Genomic DNA, 25,699 nt, shown 5'->3' with positions numbered 1-25,699 from the left:
TCCTGTCAGTTGCATAGAGGGGAGTGATTCTGGCACAAAGCGACGCGTTAGCCTAACCGTGCGCGATAGCGATCGGGCGTGATTTCCGCCGGCTGCCTGAACATGACAATCAGCGCCGGGGCGGAACGGTATTCCAGCGCAAGGGCGAGACGCTGCACACGTTCCCCTGCGCCGGCAGCACGATGGCGCGCAGAAAACGCAGCCGCTGTCGTGACCCGCCCGATGTCATATGACGCGGGGAGTGACTGGTCACTATCAGGATCACTCTGTCCCATCAATCACTTATTTTTCCGATATTAATGATCTGAATAAATCCGGACACGCGTACAATGCGCCTCATTAATTATACATATAGAGAGTCAGCATGTTTTTCCTCTATCCGCTCTTTGCGGTAATAATCTGGTCAATCAACTCCATTGTCAGCAAGCTCTCAGCCAGTGCGATCGATCCCGCGGCGATCTCTTTCTATCGCTGGCTGCTGGCGCTACTGGTGCTGACGCCCTTTGTGCTGCCGGGCGTGTGGCGGGCGCGTGTGGCTATCAAGCCGCATCTCTGGCGGCTGGCTATGCTTGGACTGCTCGGGATGGTGCTCTATCAGAGCCTCGCGTATTACGCGGCACACAGTGTCAGCGCACTCTTTATGGGCATTATTGGCGCACTCATTCCGCTGCTCACCGTGCTGCTGAGCGTCGTGATCCTCCGCATTGCGCCGACGCTCGGTATCCTGCTCGGCAGTATCATCTCATTCATCGGTCTGGTATGGCTGGTCAGTGAAGGCAATGTGATGCAACTGCTGAATCATGGCCTGGGCAAAGGCGAACTGCTGATGCTGGCCGCTTCCGCCGCCTATGCACTCTATGGCGTGTTGACACGGCGCTGGGCGCTGCCGCTGCCTATCTGGCAAAGCCTGTATGTGCAGATTTTATTTGGTGTCGTGCTGCTGTTGCCTGGTTTTCTGCTGGCACCTGAGGTGGCGCTTAACCTGCATAATCTGCCGCTGGTGGCATTTGCCGGTCTGTTTGCGTCGATCATTGCGCCGTTCCTGTGGATCCATGGCGTGCAGCGTCTGGGGGCCAGCACCACCAGTATCTTTATGAATCTGATTCCGGTATTTACCGCGATGATTGCGGTGATATTCCTGCATGAACAGCTGCACAGTTACCACTGGATTGGCGGCGGTCTGACGCTGGGCGGTGTGATCCTGGCGCAGCGACTGCGTACGCCGTTAATCCGGCGTAAAGCGGTCAGCCTGCCACCGAGGTAAACAAGACGGTTACCCGCAGCCCGCCAAGCTGCGGGCTGCGGTCCAGCTGCATTGTGGCACCATGCCAGGCACAGATATCCTGGACCAGCGCAAGACCAATACCCGCACCGGGCTGCATGCCGACATTATCCAGCCGCTGAAAAGGCTGAAGTGCTTTGGCCTGACTGGCATCCTCAATGCCCGGACCACTATCCTCAATTTCCAGTTTTCCAGGTGTCACGCGCGCCGTCACCACGCCATTGTGCGGGGTGTATTTAATAGCGTTATCAAGCAGGTTGGCGCACAGCTCGCCCAGCAGAACACCATCCCCCACCACCTTATAACACTCTTCACCCTCATAACCGAGGTCAAGCTGCCGGGTTCGCGCCGCCGGATAACGGCTAAAACAGGCTTCACGCACAATGGCGGCCAGATCGACACGTGCCATTGGCTTATCTTCACCATGCCGCGCTTTAATGCGGGCCAGCTGTAGCAGCCGGTCGGTAAGTAAAATGGTCTCATCCAGCGTGTGGCGCATCCCAAGCAGGCTCTCCTGCCACTGCTCAGGACGATCGCTGTTGAGTGCCACGCTGACCTGAGTTTTGAGGATGGTCAGCGGGGTGCGAAGCTGGTGAGCCGCGTCGGCGCTGAAGCGATCCTGACGCGCCAGCAGCCCGCGCAGGCGCTCCAGGTAACGGTTAAATGCGATGATCAGCGGCTGAAGCTCTGACCAGGGTAATGACGGCAGTGGCGTTAACTCTCCCCCATCCCGCTGCAGGACAATGCGTGACAGTCGGCGTAGCGGTCGCAGCACCCGACGCAGCATCAGACTGGCCAGCAGTAGCGTCATCAGAACCAGCCCGCTCTGACTGATCAGCGCAGTGCGCATCAACCGGCTGGCGAACTCCTGACGAGAATTAATGGTTTCAGCCACCAGGACCAGTGCCATGCCTTCAACACCCGCCTCACTGACCGGTTGCCAGAGTGCCGCAACGCGAATGCGATGCTGGTGATAGCGACCATCATAGAAGTGCACCAGCGCCGGATAAGCGATCGACATTTCACTGGCTGGCGGAATCGGCGGCAGATCGTCGTAACCGGAGAGGGTTTTTCCCTGCGGGGAAATGACCTGATAAAACAGCTGATCATTCATATTGCGTTCAAAACTGTCGAGCACCACCCAGGGAACATCGACTTCCAGATGCTGCTGTCGTACCACCAGACGTTCTGCCACGGTTCGGGCCGAAGCCAGCAGCGAGCGGTCATAGGCCTGGTTGGCTGCCGCCAGCCCACTCTGATAATGGGTATAGACTGACAGGGCCCACAGCAACAGCAGTGGCAGGCCCAGCCACGCCAGCAGCTCGCCGCGCAGAGAGTGAATCAGCCGCACGGCAAGGTTTCCAGGCTGTAGCCGAGTCCGCGCAGCGTCACAATCGCTACATCACTGCCCGCCAGTTTTTTACGCACCCGATGCACATACAGCTCAATGCTCTCCGGACTGGCCTCATCAGCCAGAGTAAAGGTCTGTTCATAGAGATGCTGACGGGAAACGGGCCGGCCATGACGCTGCATCAGGGTAGTAAGAATACTGGATTCGCGCGGCGTTAATGCCAGCGGCTTTTCAGCCAGCAGAAAATAGCCCTCCCCATCCAGCACCAGTTGCCCCAGTGACTGACTTTGCGCGGACTGGCTTTGACTGCGCCGCAACAGCGCGCGCAATCGCGCTTCCAGTTCATCCAGTTCAAACGGCTTGGTCAGATAATCATCCGCCCCCAGATTCAGGCCGCGCACCCGGTCATCCAGTGCACTGCGCGCCGTTAACAGCAACACCGGCACACCCTGTCCACGCCGCCGTAACCGCGTCAGCACCTCCAGACCATCAATACGCGGCAGGGAAACATCCAGCACGACCAGCGCATAGGCTTCACATTGCAACGCGTGATCGGCGGCAACCCCATCTGCAACCCAGTCAACGGCGAAGCCCTTTTGCGTCAGCGCCTTCTGCAGCCAGCGTGCCAGTTCAACGGTATCTTCTACCAGTAAGAGACGCATATCACATCCTGTCATTAAATCCGGGCAGTGAAAGGTAAATGAAAGGTAACTGTTTTAACAATTCAGTAACGCCAATATTACGGCTGTAATCACACTCTGGAAGAATGAATGGAGCGCACGATGAAAAAAATAATCCATACCGCCCTTACCTCTGCCCTGCTGGCTCTGCTGGTACCGGCTGCCAATGCCGCTGACGGCCCTGGCCGTACCGAATGTATTGCACCAGCCAAACCGGGCGGCGGGTTTGATCTTACCTGCAAGCTGTTGCAGGTCTCGCTGCAGGAAACCAAACAGATTGAAACCCCGATGCGCGTGACCTATATGCCTGGCGGCGTGGGTGCGGTGGCCTATAACGCCATTATTGCCCAGCGTCCGGCTGAAGCGGGCACGGTGGTCGCCTTTTCTGGCGGATCGCTGCTGAACCTGTCACAGGGCAAATTTGGTCGCTATTCGGTTGACGATGTGAAGTGGCTGGCCGCCGTGGGAACGGACTACGGTATGGTCGCCGTCCGCGAAGACGCGCCATGGAAAACCCTGGGCGAACTGATGGCGGCAATGAAAGAAGACCCGACCAAAGTGGTGGTCGGTGCCGGCGCATCAATCGGCAGTCAGGACTGGATGAAAACGGCGTTGCTGGCGCGCGAAGCGGGCATCGATCCCCGCAAAATGCGCTATGTCGCCTTTGAAGGCGGTGGTGAGCCGGTAACGGCGCTGCTCGGCAATCATATTCAGGTGGTTTCCGGCGACATGAGTGAGATGGTGCCACATCTGCAGGGCGGCAAAATGCGGGTACTGGCGGTGATGTCCGATCAACGTCTTCCTGGCCAGCTGGCTGAGGTCCCTACCGCCAAAGAACAGGGTTTTAATATCGTCTGGCCCGTTATTCGTGGCTACTACCTCGGCCCTAAAGTCAGCGATGCTGATTATCAGTGGTGGGAGCAGGCATTTAAAAAGATGGTGGATACCCCGGAGTTTAAAAAACAACGCGATATGCGTGGTCTGTTTGAATTCAACATGTTCGGGCAGGAACTCGATAGCTACGTGAAAACGCAGGTGGCGGATTATCGTGAGAAGGCAAAATCATTTGGTCTGGCCAAATAAGCGGAGCGAATCATGAGCGATCGTATTTTTGCGGGCCTCTGGCTGGCCCTGTGCCTCGGCGGCATGGTAATAGCCTGGCAAATTCAGAGTGAATACAGCTACGAACCGGTGGGACCACGACCGTTCCCAATGGCGATCCTTGGCCTGATGGCAATCTGTGCCGTGCTGATGCTGTTTCGTAAACCGGACACCATTCACTGGCCAGCCCACAGCACACTGAAACGTCTGGTGGCGCTGGCGGCAATGATGATGCTCTATGGCTGGCTGTTTGAAATGCTGGGCTTTGCCATCAGCACAACGCTGCTGACGTTTGGCATCGGCTTGCTGTTTGGTGCGCGCTGGTGGGCAGCCGCACTGTCCGGCGTGGTAATGGGCTCCACACTTTTTTATGCCTTTGACCGTCTGCTGGAAGTGACCCTTCCGGTCGGCAGCTGGCTGAGTTAAGGAGAGTATCATGGATACCTGGTCCTTTTTAATGCAGGGCTTTGCCGTCGCCATGACGCCAGAGAACCTGCTGATTGCCCTGATTGGCTGTTTTATCGGTACCATCGTCGGCCTGCTGCCGGGTCTGGGGCCGATCAACGGCGTGGCGATCCTGATGCCGCTGGCCTTTGCCCTGCACTTACCGGCGGAATCGGCGCTGATCCTGCTGGCAACGGTCTATATCGGCTGTGAATATGGCGGACGCATCTCCTCCATCCTGCTGAACGTGCCCGGTGATGCCGGCGCGATCATGACCGCGCTGGATGGTTATCCGATGGCGCAACAGGGCAAAGCAGGCGTTGCCCTGTCCATCTCAGCTGTCAGTTCATTCATCGGTTCAACCATCGCGATTATCGGCATTATTCTGTTCGCGCCCCTGCTGGCCAGCTGGTCGCTGGCATTTGGCCCGGCGGAATATTTTGCGCTGATGGTGTTCGCTATCGCCTGTCTTGGCAGCATGATGAGTCACAATCCCCTGAAGTCGTTCCTTGCGGCATTAATAGGGCTCAGCATGGCTACGGTGGGCGTGGATGCCAATACCGGCGTGTACCGCTTTACCTTTGACAGCGTTCACCTTTCCGATGGCATTCAGTTTGTGGTGGTGGTGATTGGTCTGTTCTCAGTCAGCGAAATTCTGCTGATGCTAGAGTCCACCAGTACCGGGCAGAAAGCGGTTCGTGCCAGCGGTCGCATGATGTTCAACATGAAAGAAGCCTCTATGGCAACCGGCGCAACGCTGCGCTCCTCGTTTATCGGTTTCTTTGTGGGTGTGTTACCTGGCGCAGGCGCCACCATCGCCAGTGCTATTGCCTACATGACTGAGAAAAAGATCAGCGGCAGCGATCAGTTCGGTAAAGGCGATATTCGTGGTGTGGCAGCACCGGAAGCGGCAAACAATGCTTCTGCCTGTGGATCCTTTATTCCGATGCTGACACTGGGTATTCCCGGCTCAGGGACAACAGCGGTGATGGTCGGCGCATTAACGCTCTACAACATCACACCAGGACCGGCGATGTTTGTTGAGCAGCCAGATATTGTCTGGGGCTTGATTGCTGCCCTGCTGATTGGCAACGTAATGCTGTTGATCATGAATATCCCGATGATCAACGTCTTCGCCCGCATGCTAACCATTCCATTGTGGTTTCTGGTGCCAGCCATTGCCGCTATTTCTGCCGTGGGCGTCTACGCGGTGCACAGCACCACCTTTGACCTGTTGCTGATGGTGGGATTGGGTATCTTTGGTTATATCCTGCGTAAAATGGATTTTCCGATGTCGCCGTTGATTCTGGGATTTGTGCTGGGTGAGATGCTGGAGCAGAACCTCCGTCGCGCCCTGTCGATCAGCAACGGCAACATGGTCATTCTGTGGGAAAGTCTGATCTGTAAAATCCTGCTGGTTCTGGCAATTGCGGTTCTGCTGGTGCCGCCAATCTGGAAACGCTGGCGTCGTCACCAACTGAAGCGCACCGAAGCGTAATTCTCCTGCCGAAACGCGCATGCCCCCGTGGGATTTCCCGGGGGCTTTTGCTATCATGGCCTATTCTTTTTCCGGCGCACCCCACGCTGTTCTGTTTTTCCAAGGAATCCGCCATGCAACCTCTTAGCGGCCCCGGTGTGCCGGTCGATCGTTCATCTGTCAATCCGCAAACCGGCGTAACGCGTCACGGTTCCGTGGCCGGTGAACAGCCTCTTTCGCCTGCGCAGCGCACGACGTTAGAACGCCTGATCGTGCGTATCTCTTCGCTCAGCAATCTTAAAGCGCCTGAACTCTGGGCGGGGCTCCGTCATGAAGTGGGCGTCAAGAGTGAAGCGGAGTTGCAGTCGCGTCATTTTCCGGCAGCGGAGCAGTATCTTAATAACCGCCTAACACAGACGCAAAATGGACATGCCACCCGCCTGCTGATGACCCAGCTCACCGACTTGCTGCCCAAGGGCAATAACCGCCAGGCTGTCAGCGATTTTATCCGTCAGCAATTTGGCCAGACAGTGCTTAGCGCGCTGAGCCAGGATCAGTTGCGCCAGGTGCTGACGATGCTGCAGAACGGGCAGATGACGATTCCCCAGCCGCAGCAGATTCGCGTCAGCGACCGTACGCTGCTGCCTGCTGAGCACCATACGCTGAATCAGCAGGTGGTGCGCCTTGCCGCTGCCACCGGCGAATCTACCGGTAAGCTGTGGACGGCTGCGCTGAAGCTGGTGAACCTGACCAGCGGCGATCCGATCCCGTCACGTCACTTCCCGCTGCTGACCCAATATCTCCAGGTGCGCCAGACGCTGAGTCAGCACAGCGCCCCCACGCTGCACTTGCTGGAAGCCTCCCTGAAACAGCCGCTTGATCAGCAGGAGCGGCAGCAGCTGGAGGATTACAGCCAGCAGCGTTTTCAGGCCACGCCACAGACGGTGCTCACGGTGACGCAGACTCAGGATTTGCTGAATTTTCTGTTCAGCCGTCGCGCAGACCGGGCAGAAAAACTGCACGAACAGCCGCTGGCTGCCAGCGAGATTAAACCGCAGCCGATCTGGTCACCCTTTGTCGCCTCGCTGCCGCCGCCGATTCAGTCACTGGCAGGGCGTCCGCTGTTGGGTTTCTTTATTGCACTGGTCGTCATCACCCTTTTACTCTGGCTGGTACTCTGAGCTAACAGCCACAGGATGCTTTGGTCGCGGTAACGGGCCATTCACCCGCCGCATCACCCCAGGTCAGCGGATGACCATCACGTTTCCAGAAATCCAGCCCGCCAATTAACTCCTTTACCTGAAAGCCCAGCGATGCCAGCTTCAGGGCCGCTTTCGTCGAGCCGTTACAGCCAATGCCGTCACAATAAGTGACATACACTTTGCGGCGATCAAGCCGGGCCGTCGTGCTGGCATCCATCCCGCGATGCGGAAAGTTGATGGCGCCGCAGATGTGCCCGGCGCGATAAGCCTCCGGCGCACGCGCATCAATCACCACGATAGCCTGACGCTGCTGCTCCAGGTCTTCCGCCAGATCCCACGCGTCGGTGTAATACGCGAGTTTTGACTGCAGATAGTCGAGGCTTTGCTGCGGCGTGGCGGCCGGAATGCGTAAAACTGATGACATAGCGATTCTCCTGTTGTGATGAATTCGCAGTTTACGGCAAAGTGGACTGCTTACTGATACCCATTCTTCATCAGGGATAAGACCGATATGCCTTCACCGCTGTTACAACTTTTCCAGCATCAGACCAGTGGCGGCGTGCGTGAACGTCTCTGCGCGACCCTTCGGCTGGCGATTAACCGGCACCATCTGCGTGCGGGTCAGCAGTTACCCTCCAGCAGACAGCTGGCGCTGGATCTGCACCTTTCACGCGTGACGGTGGAAGCGGCCTACGGACAACTGGAGAGTGAAGGCTATCTGCGACGTGAAACCGGTCGCGGTACTTTTGTCGCCATCATCATCCCCGGCACACCCTCATCTTTGCCGACACGGCATCAGCCCGCCCGTTTTTCGGCGCGCGGCCAGCAGGTGCTGGCAACCGGTGGCTGTCAGGATCCCCCTTTTCCTCACGCGTTCGCATCCGGTTCACCGGAGTTACGTGCGTTTCCTCACGACACCTGGCGACGCCTGAGCAGCAGCGTACAACGTTCTCTGGGCAGCACCGCAATGGGATATGGCGATCCCTGTGGCTATCTGCCGTTACGCAGTGCACTTGCTGATTATCTGACACTCTCCCGGGGCGTCGCGTGCCAGCCGGAGCAGGTCATCATTCTGACCAGTTCCCAACAGGCGCTGCAGTTACTGAGCATGATGCTGGTCGATCCTGGTGATGAGGTGTGGATGGAGGAGCCGGGCTATCCCGGTGCCCGCAATGCCTTCCTGGCTGCAGGCGCACAGGTGCGTGGGATTGTTGTTGATGCCGAAGGCGCCCTGCCCACCAGTGGCAGTGCAACGCTCATGTACCTGACGCCCTCGCATCACTATCCCACCAGCGTCACGCTCAGCCTGCCGCGACGTCTGGCATGGCTGGACTGGGCACAGCGCAACCAGAGCTGGCTGATAGAGGACGATTACGACAGCGAGTTTCACTACAACGAACGTCCGATTCCTGCATTGCAGGGCCTGGACCGGCATCAGCGGGTCATTACGCTGGGCACCTTCTCGAAATCGCTGTTTCCTTCCCTGCGTCTGGCCTGGATGGTGGTGCCGCCGGCGCTGGTTACGCCCATAGGCCGGGCACGGAGCGTGCTGGATGGGCACAGCGCCCTGCTGCCGCAGGCTGTCACTGCCGCCTTTCTGCAACAGGGACATTTCGCCAGCCATCTGCGCCTGATGCGTCAGCTCTATCACAGCCGTCGCGATCGGTTGCTTGAGCAGATTGAGCAGCGGCTCTCGCCGTGGATCACGCCAATAGCCAGCGGCGGTGGATTGCAGCTGACGGTGACAGTGCAAAAGGATGAAGCGCGCTTAACCGCGCTGGCAACACAACAGGGATTGTTGCTACCGCGACTGAGTCCGCTTTATGCCGGACACGCATCTCAGCAAGGCTGGATGCTCGGTTTTGCCGCGCTGACGCCTGACGAGATTGTGGCAGGATGCGATAAGTTGCTGCGGCTGCTGCAGCGGGAGGGTTAATACCGAGGGGTAAATGAGGTAACGGAGATGGGCTTTAAAAACAAAAAGGGCCGGCAAGCCGGCCCTTCAGAGTACTGATTACGCCTGATATTTACGCATGGTCAGTGTGGCGTTGGTGCCGCCAAAACCAAAGCTGTTAGACATCACGGTGGTCAGCTCTTTTTCCACTGGCTCAGTCACAATGTTCATGCCGGTTGCTGCCGCGTCCAGCGAGGTGATGTTGATGCTTGGCGCGATAAAACCATGCTCCAGCATCAGCAGCGAGTAGATCGCTTCCTGCACGCCAGCGGCACCCAGTGAGTGGCCGGTCATTGCTTTGGTCGCAGAGATGTATGGCGTGTTATCGCCAAACACTTCACGAATCGCACCCAGCTCTTTCACATCACCTACCGGGGTAGAGGTTCCGTGGCTGTTCAGATAGTCGATGGGTGTATCGACACCGTGCATCGCCATCTTCATGCAGCGTACTGCGCCTTCGCCGGATGGCGCAACCATGTCTGCACCGTCTGACGTCGCACCGTAACCGACGATTTCGGCATAGATGTGCGCACCACGAGCCAGCGCATGCTCCAGCTCTTCAACAACGACCATGCCGCCGCCACCCGCAATAACAAAACCGTCGCGCTCGTTGTCATAGGTACGTGACGCTTTTTCCGGGGTGTCGTTGTAACGGGTAGAGAGCGCGCCCATCGCGTCGAATTCACAGGCCATTTCCCAGCACAGCTCTTCGCCGCCGCCAGCAAAAACGATATCCTGCTTGCCGAGCTGAATCTGCTCAACAGCATTACCGATACAGTGCGCCGAGGTGGCACAGGCGGAGCTGATTGAGTAGTTTACGCCATGAATCTTGAACGGCGTGGCGAGGCAGGCAGAGACGCCAGAAGCCATCGCTTTGGTGACCACGTAAGGGCCAACCGCTTTCAGGCCACGTGGGCTGCGCATCGCATCAGCACCAAATACCTGGAAACGTGGAGAACCGCCGCCTGAGCCTGCAATCAGACCCACACGTGGGTTGCTCTGATACATTTCAGTGGTGAGGCCGGAATCTTTAATCGCTTCTTCCATGGAAAGATAAGCATAGATTGACGCATCACTCATAAAACGCACAACTTTGCGATCGATGAGGCCGGTGGTATCCAGTTTAACGTTACCCCAGACGTGACTACGCATGCCGGAATCTTTCATCTCTTCAGAAAAGGTGATGCCAGAGCGTCCTTCACGCAGAGATGACAGCACCTCCTGCTGGTTATTACCAATACTGGAAACGATCCCTAAGCCAGTAATCACAGCACGTTTCATTCAATCTTCCTCATCCACTTCTTCTTAATTGGCATGCACTCTAGCGTACACTTGTACGCCGAACAAGTCCGATCAGCTATTTCCTTTTGTAAATTTGCGTCATGTCACGTGGGTCGCTAAAATCGCGCCACTGCCTGAAAAATGAGCCTTTACCGTGAAATTAACCCCGGTCGAACATGCGCAGCTAAACTGGAATGAACAGGGTACACCTGTTTCCCGAGCGTTTGGCGACGTCTATTTCTCTAATGACAATGGTCTGGAAGAGACACGCTATGTCTTCCTTGGCGGCAACGGTTTTCCCCAGCGTTTTGCTGAGCATCCACGGGATCTGCTGATCGTGGCGGAAAGCGGTTTTGGCACCGGCCTCAATTTTCTGACGTTGTGGCAGGCGTTCGATGCGTTTCAGCGTGACCAGCCTGATGCCACTTTAAAACGTCTGCATTTCATCAGCTTTGAGAAATTTCCGTTAACCCGTGATGACCTGGCTGCGGCGCAGCAGCACTGGCCTGAACTGGCCCCGTGGGCGGCGGCGCTGCAGGCGCAATGGCCCGCCGCCCTGCCCGGCTGTCAGCGACTGCTGTTTGACGGCGGACGTATCACCCTCGACCTGTGGCTGGGCGATATTAACCAGCTGATGGGAGAGCTGGATGAGAGCCTGAATCATCAGGTGGATGCCTGGTTCCTGGATGGTTTCGCGCCGTCGAAGAACCCGGATATGTGGACGCCAGCACTGTTCAGCATGATGGCAAAACTGGCGCGTCCGCAGGGGACATTCGCGACCTTTACCGCCGCAGGCATTGTCCGGCGCGGTCTGCAGGAGGCCGGCTTTGACGTCATCCGCCGCAAAGGATTTGGTCCCAAGCGCGAAATGCTATGCGGACCTTTACAGGATGCACCTGCGCTGCCTGCCGGGCAGCCCTGGTATCATCGTCAATCAGCGGCGCAACATGATGTTGCGCTCATTGGCGGCGGCGTTGCCAGTGCCACGCTGGCGCTGGCGCTGCTGCGTCGCGGCTGGCGGGTGACGCTTTACTGCGCCGATGAGGCGCCGGCGCTGGGTGCGTCCGGCAATCGTCAGGGAGCACTCTATCCGCTGCTCAATCAGCACGACCCGGCGCTTGCCACCTTTTTCCCGGCAGCATTCAGTTTTGCCCGGCGGCTCTACGATCAGTTAACTGTCGCCTATGAACATCACTGGAGCGGTGTGCTGCAACTGGGCTGGGATGAGAAAAGCCGCAAGAAGATCGATCAGATGCTGGCGATGGGCCTGCCTGAATCCATCGCCCATGGCGTTAATGTGGATGAGGCAGAGACGCTGGCGAATGTCGACCACGGCTGTGGCGGTATTTTCTACCCGCAGGGCGGCTGGCTTTCACCGGCTGAGCTGACCAGCGCGATGCTGGCGCATGGCGAAACCCAGGGATTACGCATTCACTGGCTGCATCGCGTCAGCGAACTTTCACGCGAGGGCGATCACTGGACGCTGACGTTCAGCGATCGTCCGGCGGTCCGTCATGCCACGGTGGTGCTGGCAAACGGTCATGCGATAGCCGACTTTGCGCAGAGCGCCCCGCTGCCAGCCTATCCGGTGGCCGGTCAGGTAAGCCATGTTCCCTCCACGCCGGGGCTTAATGCACTCCACACCGTGCTCTGTTACGACGGCTATCTGACGCCCGTCAGCCCACAGTTTGGTACTCACTGCATCGGTGCCAGCTATCACCGTGGCGAAACCGCCACAGATTACCGGGAAGAGGATCAGCAGGAGAACCGCAGCCGCCTGTTGCATTGCCTGCCTGACAGCCGCTGGGCAACAAACGTGGATGTCAGTGGCGGTGAAGCAAGAATGGGCGTGCGTTGTGCCACGCGGGACCACCTGCCGATGGTGGGCGGCGTACCGGATTATGATGCGACGCTTAAGCAGTATGCTGATTTACCGACCCAGCTTGCAGCAGGTCATGACATCGCTGACGCACCTGAGTTTACGGGCTTATACCTGTTTGGGGCGCTGGGGTCGCGCGGCCTGTGCAGTGCACCGCTGGCAGCCGAAGTGCTGGCAGCCCAGCTGACCGGCGAGCCACAGCCGCTGGATGCCAGTACGCTGGCAGCCCTCAATCCTAATCGTTACTGGGTGAGGAAATTACTGAAGGGAAAAGCGGTTTAACTGGCGATGATAAGGGCGGCATGCCGCCCTGCACGGTCAGGCGGAGAGCTGACGAGCCTGGACAAACAGGTTGTCCCACATCCCCACCACTAATGCCTGATCGCGCGGCGAGAGTTCACCCGCCGCAATGGCATTTTGCAGGCTGCGGGAGACCTGAATCTGCAGCGCTTCTGGCGTATGTTCGCCCAGTTGCTCCACCTCGGCCACGGCCAGTGTCAGATGCCCGCGCAGATAACCGCTGGCGAACAGCTCATCGTCACTGGCATGCTCGACCATGTCGTCAATCAGGGCCAGAATACGCGCTTCAAATTCTGCGATCATCTTAATTCCTCTATTTATAATGCCTTTCTGCATCACAGATCGTCCGGCCAGGGAAACTGCGACGCTGTTAATGACGGCCTGCCATAAAATTCCGCCAGGGCGGTAATAAAACGCGCGGGACGGTCGGGAATGCCCGACGTCAGATAGCTCATGACCTGAGCATGGACTTTACGCTGAAACGCAATGCGATCCGGCTCACAATCTCCATCGAGATTGTCACAACTCACGTTGAAGGGAAAGCCTGCCGCCGTACAAAACATCCACTCCAGCGCCTGCGGCTTCACTTCCACGGCTTCAAACTGACTCTGGGTCAGCGCGTCGCGGCCATCCGGGCAGTACCAGTAGCCAAAATCGACCAGTTTGCGGCGGGCTTCACCGGCGATGCACCAGTGTGAGATCTCGTGCAGAGCGCTGGCGTAGAAGCCGTGGGCAAAGACCACGCGGTTCCACGGCGACTCTGCATCCGCAGGAAGATAGATCGGTTCATCGTCGCCTTTAATTAGACGGGTCTGAAATTCATCGCTGAAACAGCGATCAAACAGCGTGATCAGCTGTTCATAATGATGAGTCGGGTTCATGACGGTATCACGTAAAAAGTTACGAATGCAGCGTGGCCAGCCAGGCCAGAACGTCGCTGCCGTGGCTGTCCCACAGTAATTTAATGCTCATGACGGCAGAGACAATGACCACCATCGGGCGGATCAGTTTCTGTCCGCGGCTCAGCACCAGCCGCGCGCCCAGACGCGCGCCGCAGAACGCGCCGAGCATCATAACCAGGCCTGTTCCCCACACCACTTTGCCGCCGAACATAAAGAACAGCAGGCTGCCCAGGTTTGAAGTGAAGTTAAGGACCTTGGCGTGCGCGGTCGCTTTGGCCAGGTTGTAGCCGCAGAGCGTGACGAAAGCCAGCGCATAAAAGGAGCCTGCGCCCGGTCCGAAAAATCCGTCGTAGAATCCTACTGCTCCGCCGCCCACCAGCGCATAAGCCAGGCCATGCAGGCGGCGCGCCTGATCCACTTCCCCCAGGCGCGGCATCAGCAGGAACCACAGGCCGATGGCGATTAAAAACAGCGGCAGCATCTGGCGCAGAAAATCCGCCTGCAGGCGCTGAATCAGTATCGCACCCAGCACGGACCCCATCAGCGTCATGGCGATATTCAGCCACTGTTCATTCAGCTTCACTGCACCGCGTCGGACAAAGTAGAGACTGGCGGAAAACGATCCGCCGACTGATTGCAGTTTATTGGTCGCCAGCGCCTGGGCGGGAGAGAGGCCCGCCGCCAGCAACGAAGGTACCGTAAGTAATCCCCCGCCACCCGCGATTGAATCAATAAAACCGGCCAGCATGGCGATTAAAAACAGCAGCCCGACCAGCAGCGGGCTGACCACAAACCAATCCATGGAATCCCTTACAGTAAATGTTTATCCAGCAGGGCCTGACAGGCAGGCGGCAGCGGCGGTGGCTCACGTTTCACCGGTGCACCAGAACCCGGTTGCTTCGGCAGGAACCAGCTCTGCAGTTCTGCGCCACAGCCATCGCCTGGCGGCGGTGCAGGCTGATCTTCACAGCCAATACTGCCTGCCGGGCAGCGCAGCCGCACATGCATATGGGCACGATGAGCAAACCACGGACGCACTTTACGCAGCCAGTCGCGATCGTTACCTGCATCAGCACAAAGCTGCTTTTTAATTGCCGGATTGACGAAGATGCGTGTGACATCATCATCTTTGGCCGCCAGTTTAATCAGGCTGTCGATTTCCGGCTGCCAGTGGCGCGCAATGACATTTTTATCGCCTGGCCCAACCAGATCCAGCGGCTGCGGCTTCAGCAGTTGCTGCGCGCTCCAGCGGCTTTTTGGTAGCTGCAGCCAGATATCTACATCCAGTCCGGTCTGATGACTGGCGTGACCGCTGCTGAAGCGCCCGCCTGCTGCCATGCCCATGTCGCCAATCAGCACGTTACCCAGTTGCAGGTTATGCACCTGGGTGCTGAGCCGCTGAATAAACTGAATCAAATCGGGATGACCGAAATAACGCCGCTGATCCTGCCGCATCACCTGATAGTTGGGTGAATTCAGCGGCAGCGACTGCGCGCCAACAATACAGCCATTGGCAAAGCCGCCAATAGATTGCGGTGCGCCGCTGATTGGATGCTGAATGTTTTGCCACGGCGTCGCCGCCAGGCTTGAGGCGCTGATCAGCAGCGCACTCAGGGTAAGCAAGAGCGCTTTCATGCCATCACCAGCGCGGCACGGAGCTGTTAACATCACCGTTCTGCGCCCGCTGGCGCAGCAGATGATCCATCAGCACGATCGCCATCATCGCTTCCGCGATCGGCACGGCACGGATCCCCACGCAGGGATCGTGACGACCTTTGGTGATCATCTCCACTTCTTCGCCATCGCGGGTAATGGTTTTACCCGGCACGGTGATGCTGGAAGTCGGTTTCATCGCCACATTGGCGCTGATGATCTGACCGCTGCTGATACCGCCCAGAATGCCACCCGCGTGATTGCTCTGGAAACCATCGTGACGGATCTCGTCGCGATGCTGACTGCCGCGCTGGTTTACCACCGCAAAGCCGTCACCGATTTCGACGCCTTTGACGGCATTGATACTCATCAGCGCATGCGCCAGATCGGCGTCCAGTCGGTCGAAGACCGGCTCGCCCAGGCCTGGTGGCACGTTCTCAGCCATGACAGTGACTTTAGCACCAATGGAGTCGCCCTCTTTTTTCAGGCCGCGCATCAGTTCGTCCAGCGCTTCCAGCTTGCCAGCATCCGGGCAGAAGAACGGGTTCTCTTCTACGATGCTCCAGTCTTTCAGCTCGCAGGCGATATCACCAATCTGTGACAGATAGCCGCGCACCACCACACCGTGTTTCATCTGCAGGTATTTCTTGGCGATGGCACCTGCCGCCACACGCATCGCGGTTTCGCGCGCCGACGAGCGGCCGCCGCCACGGTAGTCGCGCTGACCATATTTCTGCTCGTAGGTGTAATCCGCATGGCCCGGACGGAACAGATCTTTGATCGCGCCGTAATCCTGCGAGCGCTGATCGGTGTTCTCAATCAGCAGACCAATTGAGGTGCCGGTCGTCACGCCTTCAAACACACCGGACAAAATTTTCACCTGATCCGGCTCGCGGCGCTGCGTGGTATAGCGCGATGTGCCAGGACGACGGCGATCGAGATCGTGCTGAATATCGGCTTCGGTCAGCGGGATGCCTGGCGGCACGCCGTCAACAATGCAGCCCAGCGCAAGACCGTGGGACTCGCCGAAGGTGGTTACTCGAAAAAATTGCCCGATGCTGTTTCCGGCCATGCTGTTTCCTTCTCAGGGTTTGGCGGGCGATACTTCGCCCCACTTTTAGTCTTTATAAAAAGAGAAATGGTGTTGTGCGTCGACAATCTGCTGGCGCGTCAGCGTAAAGACGCCGTCACCGCCGTTGTCGAATTCCAGCCAGGTAAAAGGCACATCGGGATACTGCTCGATCATGTGCACCATGCTGTTGCCCACTTCGCAGACCAGAACGCCCTGCTCGCTGAGATAGTCAGGTGCACACGCCAGAATACGGCGCACCAGCTTCAGGCCATCGCTGCCTGCCGCCAGACCCAGCTCAGGTTCGTGGCGATATTCGTTTGGCAGATCATCCATGTCTTCCGCATCCACATACGGCGGATTCGTGACGATCAGATCGTATTTTAGCTGTGGCAGTTCGCGGAACAGGTCAGCACGAATCGGCGTCACCTGATGAATCAGCCCATGCTCTTCAATGTTCTGCTCGGCGACGGCCAGCGCACCGGTGGAGATATCCACGGCGTCCACTTCCGCTTCCGGGAAGGCATAGGCGCAGGCAATCGCGATGCAGCCGCTGCCGGTACACATATCCAGGATATGACGCGGCGGCGTGCTGACCAGACCGGCAAAGCGGTTCTCAATCAGTTCGCCAATGGGTGAACGTGGAACCAGCACGCGCTCATCCACAAAGAATTCGTGACCGCAGAACCAGGCTTTATTGGTCAGATAGGCGACCGGAATGCGCTCGTTGACGCGACGGATAACGCGCTCAACGATCAGCAGACGTTCGCTGGCGGTCAGACGCGCGTTGCGCATATCTTCAGGAATATCCAGCGGCAGCCAGAGTGACGGCAGGACCAGTTGAACGGCTTCGTCCCAGGGATTGTCTGTACCATGTCCGTACCAGATTCCGGCAGCGGAAAAGCGGCTGACCGCCCAGCGCAGCATGTCCTGAATGGTGTGCAGTTCGTTCACTGCCTCATCGACGAAAATTTTGTCCACGTAGCCCTCCGCAGGCCTTTTGCTAAATCGGCCAGTAGTGTGCCATGAAGCCGGGGAGAATTCAGCGCAGCGAGGTGAAAAAGCTGACATTTAATGACACTTAACGGTAAGGTAGCGGCTCTGCTGTGTGACAGCCTTTTCTGATATGACTGACCTGCCATGAGTAAAAAAACACCACTAAGCCCGGATGATGAAGCGCTGTTTCGCCAGTTAATGACCGGAACACGTCAGTTAAAACAGGACACCTTTGTCCATAAAGCGCCGGTGAAAACCCGCCAGATTCCGGTAAAGCGTCTGCTTTCAGAGCAGGCGGACAACAGTCACTACTTTTCGGATGAGTTTCAGCCGCTGCTTTCTACGGAAGGGGCAACCCGTTACGTTCGCGCCGATGTCAGTCACTTTGAGCTTAAAAAATTGCGTCGCGGCGACTATACGCCGGAGATTTTCCTGGATCTGCACGGATTAACGCAGCAGCAGGCTAAGCAGGAGCTGGGGGCACTCATCGCCGCCTGCCGACGTGAACATCTGTTCTGCGCCAGCGTCATGACCGGTCATGGGAAGCATATTCTGAAGCAGCAGACGCCGCTGTGGCTGGCCCAGCATCCGTGGGTGATGGCTTTTCATCAGGCGCCGAAGATGTTTGGCGGTGACGCCGCGCTGCTGGTTTTGATTGAGATTGAGGAGTGGCAACCGCCTGAGTTGCCATAAAAGGGGCCGACGGGATCGGCCCACAGACGTCAGATCGCTTTCGCCAGTTTTTTGGGACTGACCTGCCACAGCAATTTACCTGAGCTTGCCGCGGGATCGAACTCCACGCAGGCAATGGCGGAAGTGGCAAACATGGGCGGTGCTTCCTGTGGGCACAGTTCAGAGACTAAATACCCCACCAACGGTAAATGTGAGATCACCAGCGCCGATTTCACGCCTTCATTCGCCAGCGCCTGCAGATAGCACCCTACCATCTCAGGATCGCCACCCGGCGTTAACTCCGGCAGAACGTCCTGGCCTTCCGGCAGGGGAAAGGCTTCACGCACCGTCGCGAGCGTTTGCTGCGCGCGTAAATAGGGACTCACCATTACTCGCTCAATGTCCGGCGTCTGGCTGTTAAGCCAGTTGGCCATTTGACGTGATTCGTTGCAGCCACATAAGGTCAATGGCCTGACTGAATCACTGGCTGCTTCCAGAGCCGCATCGCCGTGACGCATGATAAAAACTTGCATAAAGCACCGCTGTTGTTTGTCGACATCGCCCGACGCGTAGCGCCTGACTCTTCACTCTGCGAATGAACGCTGTGTTTTACCCTAATGGCTTCAGTATAGTCAACCGGTTGTTTATTAAATAAGCACTTCTCAGAATCATGCTGCGCCGCACACTCTGGCGGCGTTTTTCTAAGCCGCTGAATCGGATTGGTTATTCCATTTTCAGCAGAAATGTAAAATTTCGTCTATTTTTTAGCCGCCTCAATCAACACGTCACAGGGTGTAAAACGTTCCCCATGTTGCTGCGTAAGCCGGGTTAATCTGTTGACCATTTCCGCCGCGCCCAGTTTGTCCATGTAGTGGAACGGACCACCCAAAAATGGCGGAAAGCCGATGCCAAACACGGCACCGATATCGCCATCGCGCGCGCAGCGGATCACCTGCTCGTCAAGACAGCGGGCCGCCTCATTGAGCATCATCATGACACAGCGTTCAGCAATCTGTGCCTCACTCTGCCTGGCTTTCGGTGTGACCTTCAGCAAAGTATAAAGTGAGGCGTCAGGTTTTTTACGCTGCCAGCGCGGCTGGTCATAGCGATAAAAGCCTTTGCTGTTTTTACGTCCCTTGCGGCCATCTTTCAGCACCGCATCAAACGCGGCCGGCGCGGCAAAGCGTTCGCCATAGGCCTGATGCAGGATGGGACTGATTTTACTGCCGACGTCGATACCCACCTCATCCAGCAGCTGAATCGGGCCGACCGGAAAACCAAACTTCACCAGCGCCCGATCAATATGGTCGATGGGTTCGCCCTCCAGCAGGCAGCGCATCGCTTCATTTATATAAGGTGTCAGGATGCGGTTAACATAGAAACCCGGCTTGTCCGCCACCACAATCGGGGTTTTGCCCTGGCTCCGCGCCAGCGCCACAATCGTCACCAGCGTTGCGGTTGAGGTGTTCAGATGGGGAATCACTTCCACCAGCGGCATTTTTTCGACCGGACTGAAATAGTGCAGCCCGATGACGTTTTCCGGACGCTGCGCTTTGACGGCGATCTCTTCGATCGGCAACGAAGAGGTGTTTGAGGCAAACAGCGTGTGCGGCTGGCAGTGTGCTTCCACTTCGCTCACCATCTGCTGCTTAAGCGCTAAATCTTCGAATACGGCTTCAATCACCACATCACGCTGTGAAAAGCCCTGATAATCTGTGCCGCCCGTGATACGAGCCATCTGCTGTTGACGCTGTGCCGGCGTCAGCTGGCGTCGTTTAACCTTTTTACTCAGCAGCTCCCAGCTGGTTTTCAGCGCATGATTTACCCCATCCAGGCTGATATCTTTGATGCGCACCGGCAAGCCCGCGTTGATGGCGGTGACGCTGGCGATGCCGCCGCCCATCAGGCCACCGCCGAGAATAGCGACGCTTTTCACCCTGGCAGGCTCCGCGTCTCCGCCCCGCTCTTTCTTCATGGCCGTGGTCGCGAAGAAGATGCCGCGCAGCGCAACGGATTCTGGCGTCATCGCCAGTTCACCAAAGGCACGCGCTTCAGCATCATGTCCTGCCCGGCTGCCCTGTTCCAGCCCGATGCGCACCACCTCAATAATGCGATTTGCCGCCGGATAATTGCCCTGGGTTTTAGCGGCTGTCTGACGGCTCGCCAGGGCAAACAGTGCCTGACGGCCAATCGGGCCATGCAGCAGACGGTCGCGCAGCGGCAGCGTTCGTCCGCTGACCTTGCCCTTTTTCACACGGGCGATGGCGGTCTCCAGCAGAATCGCCTGCGGCACCGCGTCATCAACCACACCCAGCTTACGTGCCTGTTTAGCCCGCAGCGTTTTGCCAGTCAGAATCAGCGGCAGCGCCTGCTGCACGCCGATTAAGCGTGGCAGCCGCTGAGTGCCGCCAGAGCCTGGCAGCAAGCCGAGCTGTACCTCCGGTAATCCGAGGCGGGTTTTATCATCCAGCGAACAGATACGTGCATCGCAGGCCAGCGCCAGCTCCAGTCCGCCGCCGAGGCAGGCACCGTGGATGGCTGCAACCACCGGGAACGGCAGCGCGTCGAGCGCAGCCATCACTTCCTGGCCCTGTTTTGCCAGCGCTTCAGCTTCCTGCGCGCTCTTGCAGCGGTCGATCATGCTGATGTCCGCACCCGCAATGAAGTTATCCGGCTTGCCGGAAATCAGCACCAGGCCAGCCAGCTTTGGATCGCGCCGCGCCTCCGCAATAATCGCGATGATCTGACCGGCAAATTCCGCTTTCAGGGTGTTCATTTTCTCATCAGGGACATCAATCGTGATGATGCCGACGTGATCCAGTCGCATCTTCAGATGAAACGCATTCTGCTCCATTATTCGGCCTCCAGAACCATTGCCGCACCCAGACCACCTGCTGCACAGGCAGTGACCAGTCCTAACCCGCCACCCCGGCGGCGTAATTCGTTCAGCGTCTGGGTAATCATGCGCGCGCCCGTGGCGGCGAAAGGATGACCATAGGCGATTGAACCGCCCAGCACGTTAAAGCGCTCTTCATTCACTTCGCCCAGCGCATGCGGACGATTCAGTACCTCACGGGCAAAGCGCTCATCGCGAAACATCTGCAGGTTGCTCAGCGTCTGGGCGGCAAACGCTTCATGCATATCGATCAGCGTCAGATCGGCCAGGGTCACGCCAGCGCGATCCAGGGCCAGTGGTGAAGCGTACGCCGGACCCAGCAGCATATCCTGCTGCACCCCGATAGCGGAAAAAGCGTAGCTGCGCAGATAACCCAGCGGTCTGATACCCAGCTCGCGGGCGCGGCCCTCGCGCATCAGAATCACCGCGGCCGCGCCGTCGGTGAGTGGCGTACTGTTCGCCGCAGTAACACTACCGTGCTGGCGATCAAATGCCGGACGCAGTCGGGCGTAATCCTCCGCTTTGGCATTCATACGGACGTTATTGTCCTGATCGATAGCGGTTTTCCACGGCGGCACAAAAGCGGCCATCACTTCCTGATTCAGTACCCCGGATTGCCAGGCTCGGGCGGCATGCTGATGGGATCGCAATGCCAGCGCATCCTGTGCTTCACGGGTAATGCCGTGACTCTTCGCCATCTGTTCGGCTGTGTCGCCCATGCGCAGGCCAGTGGAATACTCCGCCACTGCGGGTGGCACCGGCAGCAGATCGCGTGGGCGCAGACGTCGCAGGATCTGCAGTTTCTGCCCGAAGCTGCGGGCTTTATTGAGATCCACCAGCGCACGCGCCAGCGTTTTACTGACACCGATTGGCAGCACTGAAGAGGAGTCAGCCCCACCCGCGATGCCCGCAGAGATGGTGCCCGCCATCAGACTTTCTGCCACATTCGCTACCGCCTGAAAACTGGTGGCGCAGGCACGGCTGACACTGTAAGCGTCGGTATGTACATTCAGCCCGCTGCTTAAAACAATTTCCCGCGCAATGTTCGGCGCTTCCGGCATCTGCACGACCTGCCCAAAGACCAGTTGCTCTATCACTTCAGCGGGAAGTTCACTGCGCGCCATTAATTCGCTGACCACCATACGTCCCAGTTCAATGGCGGGAATGCCATGAAAGCCGGTCGCCTGGCGCAGGAAAGGGGTGCGTAACCCATGGGTTATTGCGATGCGTTCACCATCACGCGTCAGCAGCGGCTGCGCTTTGCTCATTATTCTCACCTGTGGCTGGGACTGTGGCATCATTGCCTGAAGAGGTCTGACCTGATCAGTGTTAACCACAAGCGGGTGAGCCGCCAATATCGGAAAGGAAAAAGTGCGAAGGGAAACACGAAAATGAAAAACGCCGCATGTACGCGGCGCTTAGAGATTTAACGCAAACCGAGCTGAAAAATCAGGGTTTCAGCCTGGCAGCTGAAGGTGAAATCGACATCGAGCTGTACGCCCTGATTTACTTCGCTGAAGCGCGATTCAATCACACAGGGTTCTGATTCAACCTCACGCGCGCGCTGGGTAAGTTGCGCTAATTTCGCTTCCGCATCGGCACGCTGAGCAAACCATTCTGACCAGCTTGCAGTGCAATCGGTGTTATCCATCACTGTGCCCACATCAACACAGCAACAGGCTGCGGTTTCGGTCGCACTGCATTTTTTAATGGCATCAGTCATTTCATTCTCCTGACCAGCATTCTGGCGGTTTGCGCGATTTTATGACCGAAATTTTACCTGCTTGCCCAAAAATGCGCCACGCGTATGGCCCTAAGTGACGAATATCACAATAAAAATTGATCCAGAACAAACTGGAATCGGTATGCTGTGCAGAATTAGGGCTGTTTTGTTAAGCAGATCGAATTTTAAGCGATCAATTCTGAAATATTTGAAAAACAATATTGCAACATGCACACAGGTCGGACCTATACTCTCCGCACTGGTCTGATATGTGCGCTTTACATCAGTCCCTACAATCCGCCGTCCTTTGTTACGCGACGTTATAGCGTTAAATAATAATTCACATGAGGTTGTGGTCATGAACCATAAAAACCTGTTTGCAAAGTCAGCCGTGGCGGCTGCAGTGGCGCTTGTCTCTTCACACGTTTACGCAGCTGGATTTCAGTTAAATGAATTCTCTACGATTGGTTTAGGTCGCGCATATTCAGGCGAAGGGGCAATGGGCGATACGGCGGCGTCAGCCAGCCGTAACCCGGCGACGATGGCATTAATGGATCGTCCTGAATTTTCACTCGGTGCGGTTTATATTGCGCCAGATGTCAACATCAGTGGTCGCAGTCCCAGCGGACGCAGCCTGGATGCCAATAATATTGCCCCGAATCAGTGGATCCCCAATATTCATTACGTTCAGCCTATTAACGATCAGTGGTGGATTGGCGCATCTGCAACGTCAAATTATGGCTTAGCCACAGAGTTTAATAATGGCTACACCGCAGGCGGTTACGGGGGTAAAACCGACCTGATGACCGGCAATTTCAATCTCAGCACCGCCTATCGTCTGAATGATCATTTTAGTGTGGGTGTGGGTTTTGATGCGGTTTACGCCAAAGCCAAAATTGAACGCTATGCAGGTGAATCAGGCGCGAGGCTGGGTATTCCGGCTGATACCCAGGTGGCCCATCTGAAAGGCGATAAGTGGGGCTACGGCTGGAATGCCGGTGTCCTGTATGAAGTGGATGAAAATAACCGCTTCGGCTTTACCTACCGTTCAGAAGTTAAAATTGATTTCGATGGCGATTATAAGAGCAACCTCTCATCACGGCTGAATGCGTTTAATGATCCGACCGTGACCGGTGTTCCTGATGGCACCAACGGCACGACCGTTCCGGGGGCATTAACCCTGAATCTGCCGGAGATGTGGGAAGTGTCGGGCTGGCATAAAGTGGCACCGCAGTGGGCGGTTCACTACAGCCTGGCGTACACCAGCTGGAGTCAGTTCCAGGAGCTGAAAGCGACCGGTTCAAACGGCCAGACGCTGTTCTATAAAGATGAAAGCTTCCACGATGCGTACCGCATTGCGCTGGGCACGACCTATTCCTACGACAAGAACTGGACTTTCCGTACCGGTATTGCGTTTGATGACAGCCCGGTGCCAGCAGATAAGCGTTCTATCTCTATTCCGGACCAGGATCGTTTGTGGCTAAGTGCCGGTACCTCTTATGCCTTTAACGATAATGCCTCTGTTGATTTAGGCATCTCTTATATGCACGGACAGAAAGTGACGGTGAAAGAAGGTCCTTATACCTTTACCTCTGAAGGTAAGGCCTGGCTTTACGGCGCGAACTTTAACTACAAGTTCTGATGAAATAGCACGATCAAAAAGGGCGACTCTGGTGAGTCGCCCTTTTTTGTGGCGGCGGGTCGCTGGCTGGCTCAGGGAGCATGCGCCCTTTGCAAAGACGCAAAACCCGCCATACCTGACTGCTCAGCGTGGGCGATTACGCACCTCATCCCTGAGATGCGCCCGCTGCCGGGCCAACGCTTTGCGTTGTTTAAAAACGCTCCCGGCGTTTTTATCCATGGCCCGCGATGCTTTGTTCCGGGCGTATGCTCCCATCACTTCAGCTGCTGTGCGCTCTGCAGAAAAACACAGCGACACGCAGGCAGGGGATCCTGCATTTACTGCGCGTCGATATCCTTCAGGTCATCCTGAATCGCGGCTGCGTTAGGGTTGTCTTCCGGCTTGAGCTTGCCACCGCGCGCCAGGAAGTCGTGACGCTGGAAGTAAGCGTTACGAATAAAGGCGTAAGGATCGCTCTGCTGTTTCAGGATCGCATCGGAATCCAGCAGCTGCGCACGGGTCTCGATCCCTTCAAGCGTCCATTTACCGATCGACATCGGCCAGGTCAGCCAGCCAAGAATCGGATAGAGGGTATCAACGTAGTCGCCGCCATCCTGACGAACCGTAAAGCTGCCATAGGCAGGCAGTTCAACGTAAGGACCATAGCCAACGCCGTAATGACCCAGCGTAGTACCGAAACGGTGCGGCTCTTCACGCGCCAGTTCCGGGTTCGCTTTACCGGCAACGTCAATGAAACCGCCCAGGCCCAGCACGCTGTTCAGGAAGAAACGGGTAAAGTGAATACCCGCATCGCGCCCGTCACCCACCAGGATGGCGTTGACCATGCTGGCAGGTTCTTCCAGGTTGCCAAGGAAATTGCTCAGGCCGGTACGTGCCGGAACCGGCACATAATCGCGCCAGGCGACAGCGACCGGACGTAACACATACGGATCCAGCACATTGTAGTTAAAGTTAAACATCGTGCGGTTAAAGCCTTCGAATGGATCGCTGCGCCCGGCAGGATCGCTATTCGCGGGCTTTGAACTGGCACAACCCACCAGAAGGACGCTGGCCACAGCCAGGCTGGTCAGGCGATAATTCATTCCAATCTCCCTGTGCGGATGAAAAAGGTCTACCCATCGTTCAGGTCACAGCCCGGAGTCGAATCGGCTTACCCGATGAGCATAGCTGACTTTGTGCCAGAGGCAGCAGGCAA

At 57.1% G+C, this 25,699-nt stretch carries 25 protein-coding genes; 9 read left to right on the top strand and 16 right to left on the bottom strand.

The features are described from left to right. Positions 1 to 47: 47 nt before the first annotated feature. Positions 48 to 275 (bottom strand): hypothetical protein, encoded by a 228-nt coding sequence (locus IAI47_RS06230; RefSeq protein WP_008926483.1) that lies wholly within the window; start codon positions 273 to 275, stop codon positions 48 to 50. An 89-nt stretch (positions 276 to 364) separates the two neighbouring features. On the opposite strand from IAI47_RS06230, the gene IAI47_RS06225 reads away from it, so the two are divergent. Beyond that, positions 365 to 1,264, top strand: coding sequence for a DMT family transporter (locus IAI47_RS06225; RefSeq protein ID WP_008926484.1), 900 nt, complete (start codon positions 365 to 367; stop codon positions 1,262 to 1,264). Here IAI47_RS06225 and IAI47_RS06220 read toward each other — a convergent pair. Together IAI47_RS06220 and tctD are read right to left on the bottom strand one after the other, a co-directional pair. Continuing rightward, complete coding sequence (locus IAI47_RS06220; RefSeq protein ID WP_008926485.1) at positions 1,245 to 2,633, bottom strand: sensor histidine kinase; 1,389 nt, start codon at positions 2,631 to 2,633, stop codon at positions 1,245 to 1,247. The two genes, IAI47_RS06225 and IAI47_RS06220, sit on opposite strands and share 20 nt — an antisense overlap. Then, a complete protein-coding gene (tctD, locus tag IAI47_RS06215) occupies positions 2,624 to 3,295 on the bottom strand; it encodes a transcriptional regulator TctD (protein WP_003854275.1) in 672 nt (223 codons plus the stop codon). The genes IAI47_RS06220 and tctD overlap by 10 nt, the downstream gene beginning before the upstream one ends. 120 nt (positions 3,296 to 3,415) lie before the next feature. Here tctD and IAI47_RS06210 point away from each other — a divergent pair, with 120 nt between their 5' ends. The 4 genes from IAI47_RS06210 to flk all read left to right on the top strand — a co-directional run bounded on the left by IAI47_RS06210 (position 3,416) and on the right by flk (position 7,516). Next, on the top strand, positions 3,416 to 4,396 hold the full coding sequence (locus tag IAI47_RS06210) for a tripartite tricarboxylate transporter substrate binding protein (protein WP_008926486.1): 981 nt from the start codon (positions 3,416 to 3,418) through the stop codon (positions 4,394 to 4,396). Between the two features lie 12 nt (positions 4,397 to 4,408). Beyond that, positions 4,409 to 4,840: a tripartite tricarboxylate transporter TctB family protein gene (locus tag IAI47_RS06205; protein ID WP_008926487.1), complete on the top strand. Its 432-nt coding sequence runs from the start codon at positions 4,409 to 4,411 to the stop codon at positions 4,838 to 4,840. 10 nt (positions 4,841 to 4,850) lie between these two features. Further along, positions 4,851 to 6,356 carry a tripartite tricarboxylate transporter permease gene (locus IAI47_RS06200; RefSeq protein ID WP_003854278.1) on the top strand — a complete coding sequence of 502 codons (1,506 nt, stop codon included), beginning with the start codon at positions 4,851 to 4,853 and terminating at the stop codon, positions 6,354 to 6,356. A gap of 113 nt (positions 6,357 to 6,469) precedes the next feature. Next, on the top strand, positions 6,470 to 7,516 hold the full coding sequence (gene flk, locus IAI47_RS06195; protein WP_003854279.1) for a flagella biosynthesis regulator Flk: 1,047 nt from the start codon (positions 6,470 to 6,472) through the stop codon (positions 7,514 to 7,516). Between the two features lies 1 nt (position 7,517). On the opposite strand, the gene IAI47_RS06190 is transcribed toward flk, so the two are convergent. After that, on the bottom strand, positions 7,518 to 7,961 hold the full coding sequence (locus IAI47_RS06190; RefSeq protein WP_003854280.1) for a rhodanese-like domain-containing protein: 444 nt from the start codon (positions 7,959 to 7,961) through the stop codon (positions 7,518 to 7,520). 87 nt (positions 7,962 to 8,048) lie between these two features. On the opposite strand from IAI47_RS06190, the gene IAI47_RS06185 reads away from it, so the two are divergent. Then, positions 8,049 to 9,473, top strand: coding sequence for a PLP-dependent aminotransferase family protein (locus tag IAI47_RS06185; RefSeq protein WP_008926488.1), 1,425 nt, complete (start codon positions 8,049 to 8,051; stop codon positions 9,471 to 9,473). Positions 9,474 to 9,551: 78 nt separating this feature from the next. Here IAI47_RS06185 and fabB read toward each other — a convergent pair whose 3' ends face one another. Next, the gene (fabB, locus tag IAI47_RS06180) at positions 9,552 to 10,772 is read right to left on the bottom strand and encodes a beta-ketoacyl-ACP synthase I (protein ID WP_003854282.1); all 1,221 of its coding nucleotides are present in this window, start codon (positions 10,770 to 10,772) and stop codon (positions 9,552 to 9,554) included. A gap of 154 nt (positions 10,773 to 10,926) precedes the next feature. Between fabB and mnmC the strand changes: the two genes are divergently transcribed. Beyond that, complete coding sequence (gene mnmC, locus IAI47_RS06175; protein WP_008926489.1) at positions 10,927 to 12,933, top strand: bifunctional tRNA (5-methylaminomethyl-2-thiouridine)(34)-methyltransferase MnmD/FAD-dependent 5-carboxymethylaminomethyl-2-thiouridine(34) oxidoreductase MnmC; 2,007 nt, start codon at positions 10,927 to 10,929, stop codon at positions 12,931 to 12,933. 36 nt (positions 12,934 to 12,969) lie between these two features. Here mnmC and IAI47_RS06170 read toward each other — a convergent pair whose 3' ends face one another. From IAI47_RS06170 to prmB, 6 genes are read right to left on the bottom strand one after another with little or no spacing between them, the layout of a single operon-like run. After that, a complete protein-coding gene (locus tag IAI47_RS06170; protein ID WP_003854283.1) occupies positions 12,970 to 13,254 on the bottom strand; it encodes a YfcL family protein in 285 nt (94 codons plus the stop codon). 32 nt (positions 13,255 to 13,286) lie between these two features. Then, the gene (locus tag IAI47_RS06165) at positions 13,287 to 13,832 is read right to left on the bottom strand and encodes an elongation factor P hydroxylase (protein WP_003854284.1); all 546 of its coding nucleotides are present in this window, start codon (positions 13,830 to 13,832) and stop codon (positions 13,287 to 13,289) included. 19 nt (positions 13,833 to 13,851) lie between these two features. Further along, on the bottom strand, positions 13,852 to 14,655 hold the full coding sequence (locus tag IAI47_RS06160; protein ID WP_003854285.1) for a sulfite exporter TauE/SafE family protein: 804 nt from the start codon (positions 14,653 to 14,655) through the stop codon (positions 13,852 to 13,854). An 8-nt stretch (positions 14,656 to 14,663) separates the two neighbouring features. Continuing rightward, positions 14,664 to 15,488, bottom strand: a complete 825-nt coding sequence (gene mepA / locus IAI47_RS06155) for a penicillin-insensitive murein endopeptidase (protein ID WP_003854286.1) — start codon at positions 15,486 to 15,488, stop codon at positions 14,664 to 14,666. A gap of 4 nt (positions 15,489 to 15,492) precedes the next feature. After that, complete coding sequence (gene aroC, locus IAI47_RS06150; RefSeq protein ID WP_003854287.1) at positions 15,493 to 16,578, bottom strand: chorismate synthase; 1,086 nt, start codon at positions 16,576 to 16,578, stop codon at positions 15,493 to 15,495. A gap of 45 nt (positions 16,579 to 16,623) precedes the next feature. Beyond that, positions 16,624 to 17,556 carry a 50S ribosomal protein L3 N(5)-glutamine methyltransferase gene (gene prmB, locus IAI47_RS06145; RefSeq protein ID WP_008926490.1) on the bottom strand — a complete coding sequence of 311 codons (933 nt, stop codon included), beginning with the start codon at positions 17,554 to 17,556 and terminating at the stop codon, positions 16,624 to 16,626. Between the two features lie 159 nt (positions 17,557 to 17,715). Here prmB and smrB point away from each other — a divergent pair, with 159 nt between their 5' ends. Continuing rightward, complete coding sequence (smrB, locus tag IAI47_RS06140; protein ID WP_008926491.1) at positions 17,716 to 18,264, top strand: endonuclease SmrB; 549 nt, start codon at positions 17,716 to 17,718, stop codon at positions 18,262 to 18,264. Between the two features lie 29 nt (positions 18,265 to 18,293). Here smrB and sixA read toward each other — a convergent pair whose 3' ends face one another. The 4 genes from sixA to IAI47_RS06120 form a co-directional block, all read right to left on the bottom strand. Further along, complete coding sequence (sixA, locus tag IAI47_RS06135) at positions 18,294 to 18,776, bottom strand: phosphohistidine phosphatase SixA (RefSeq protein ID WP_008926492.1); 483 nt, start codon at positions 18,774 to 18,776, stop codon at positions 18,294 to 18,296. Positions 18,777 to 19,000: 224 nt separating this feature from the next. Further along, positions 19,001 to 21,097, bottom strand: a complete 2,097-nt coding sequence (gene fadJ, locus IAI47_RS06130; RefSeq protein WP_008926493.1) for a fatty acid oxidation complex subunit alpha FadJ — start codon at positions 21,095 to 21,097, stop codon at positions 19,001 to 19,003. After that, positions 21,097 to 22,407: an acetyl-CoA C-acyltransferase FadI gene (fadI, locus tag IAI47_RS06125; protein WP_008926494.1), complete on the bottom strand. Its 1,311-nt coding sequence runs from the start codon at positions 22,405 to 22,407 to the stop codon at positions 21,097 to 21,099. Before fadI ends, fadJ begins: the two co-directional genes overlap by 1 nt. Positions 22,408 to 22,565: 158 nt before the next feature. Next, complete coding sequence (locus IAI47_RS06120) at positions 22,566 to 22,862, bottom strand: YfcZ/YiiS family protein (RefSeq protein ID WP_003854289.1); 297 nt, start codon at positions 22,860 to 22,862, stop codon at positions 22,566 to 22,568. A gap of 358 nt (positions 22,863 to 23,220) precedes the next feature. On the opposite strand from IAI47_RS06120, the gene fadL reads away from it, so the two are divergent. After that, positions 23,221 to 24,504, top strand: a complete 1,284-nt coding sequence (gene fadL / locus IAI47_RS06115) for a long-chain fatty acid transporter FadL (RefSeq protein ID WP_008926495.1) — start codon at positions 23,221 to 23,223, stop codon at positions 24,502 to 24,504. A gap of 317 nt (positions 24,505 to 24,821) precedes the next feature. On the opposite strand, the gene mlaA is transcribed toward fadL, so the two are convergent. Further along, positions 24,822 to 25,586, bottom strand: coding sequence for a phospholipid-binding lipoprotein MlaA (mlaA, locus tag IAI47_RS06110; protein WP_003853085.1), 765 nt, complete (start codon positions 25,584 to 25,586; stop codon positions 24,822 to 24,824). Positions 25,587 to 25,699 lie beyond the last annotated feature (113 nt).

It is taken from the genome of Pantoea sp. MT58 (assembly GCF_014495885.1).
GTDB lineage: Bacteria > Pseudomonadota > Gammaproteobacteria > Enterobacterales > Enterobacteriaceae > Pantoea > Pantoea eucalypti.
Note: the sequence above shows the minus strand (reverse complement) of the source record. Positions and strands in the feature narration are given on the sequence as shown.

What these genes read in the sequence shown, in the direction of transcription:
- fadJ (WP_008926493.1), bottom strand. Translation starts at nt 21,097, where the DNA reads ATGGAGCAGAATGCGTTTCATCTGAAGATGCGACTGGATCACGTCGGC.
- IAI47_RS06210 (WP_008926486.1), top strand. Translation starts at nt 3,416, where the DNA reads ATGAAAAAAATAATCCATACCGCCCTTACCTCTGCCCTGCTGGCTCTG.
- fadI (WP_008926494.1), bottom strand. Translation starts at nt 22,407, where the DNA reads ATGAGCAAAGCGCAGCCGCTGCTGACGCGTGATGGTGAACGCATCGCA.
- tctD (WP_003854275.1), bottom strand. Translation starts at nt 3,295, where the DNA reads ATGCGTCTCTTACTGGTAGAAGATACCGTTGAACTGGCACGCTGGCTG.
- IAI47_RS06190 (WP_003854280.1), bottom strand. Translation starts at nt 7,961, where the DNA reads ATGTCATCAGTTTTACGCATTCCGGCCGCCACGCCGCAGCAAAGCCTC.
- smrB (WP_008926491.1), top strand. Translation starts at nt 17,716, where the DNA reads ATGAGTAAAAAAACACCACTAAGCCCGGATGATGAAGCGCTGTTTCGC.
- mlaA (WP_003853085.1), bottom strand. Translation starts at nt 25,586, where the DNA reads ATGAATTATCGCCTGACCAGCCTGGCTGTGGCCAGCGTCCTTCTGGTG.
- IAI47_RS06160 (WP_003854285.1), bottom strand. Translation starts at nt 14,655, where the DNA reads ATGGATTGGTTTGTGGTCAGCCCGCTGCTGGTCGGGCTGCTGTTTTTA.
- mepA (WP_003854286.1), bottom strand. Translation starts at nt 15,488, where the DNA reads ATGAAAGCGCTCTTGCTTACCCTGAGTGCGCTGCTGATCAGCGCCTCA.
- IAI47_RS06185 (WP_008926488.1), top strand. Translation starts at nt 8,049, where the DNA reads ATGCCTTCACCGCTGTTACAACTTTTCCAGCATCAGACCAGTGGCGGC.
- sixA (WP_008926492.1), bottom strand. Translation starts at nt 18,776, where the DNA reads ATGCAAGTTTTTATCATGCGTCACGGCGATGCGGCTCTGGAAGCAGCC.
- fadL (WP_008926495.1), top strand. Translation starts at nt 23,221, where the DNA reads ATGAACCATAAAAACCTGTTTGCAAAGTCAGCCGTGGCGGCTGCAGTG.
- IAI47_RS06205 (WP_008926487.1), top strand. Translation starts at nt 4,409, where the DNA reads ATGAGCGATCGTATTTTTGCGGGCCTCTGGCTGGCCCTGTGCCTCGGC.
- IAI47_RS06230 (WP_008926483.1), bottom strand. Translation starts at nt 275, where the DNA reads ATGGGACAGAGTGATCCTGATAGTGACCAGTCACTCCCCGCGTCATAT.
- flk (WP_003854279.1), top strand. Translation starts at nt 6,470, where the DNA reads ATGCAACCTCTTAGCGGCCCCGGTGTGCCGGTCGATCGTTCATCTGTC.
- IAI47_RS06120 (WP_003854289.1), bottom strand. Translation starts at nt 22,862, where the DNA reads ATGACTGATGCCATTAAAAAATGCAGTGCGACCGAAACCGCAGCCTGT.
- IAI47_RS06170 (WP_003854283.1), bottom strand. Translation starts at nt 13,254, where the DNA reads ATGATCGCAGAATTTGAAGCGCGTATTCTGGCCCTGATTGACGACATG.
- IAI47_RS06225 (WP_008926484.1), top strand. Translation starts at nt 365, where the DNA reads ATGTTTTTCCTCTATCCGCTCTTTGCGGTAATAATCTGGTCAATCAAC.
- IAI47_RS06165 (WP_003854284.1), bottom strand. Translation starts at nt 13,832, where the DNA reads ATGAACCCGACTCATCATTATGAACAGCTGATCACGCTGTTTGATCGC.
- fabB (WP_003854282.1), bottom strand. Translation starts at nt 10,772, where the DNA reads ATGAAACGTGCTGTGATTACTGGCTTAGGGATCGTTTCCAGTATTGGT.
- IAI47_RS06200 (WP_003854278.1), top strand. Translation starts at nt 4,851, where the DNA reads ATGGATACCTGGTCCTTTTTAATGCAGGGCTTTGCCGTCGCCATGACG.
- aroC (WP_003854287.1), bottom strand. Translation starts at nt 16,578, where the DNA reads ATGGCCGGAAACAGCATCGGGCAATTTTTTCGAGTAACCACCTTCGGC.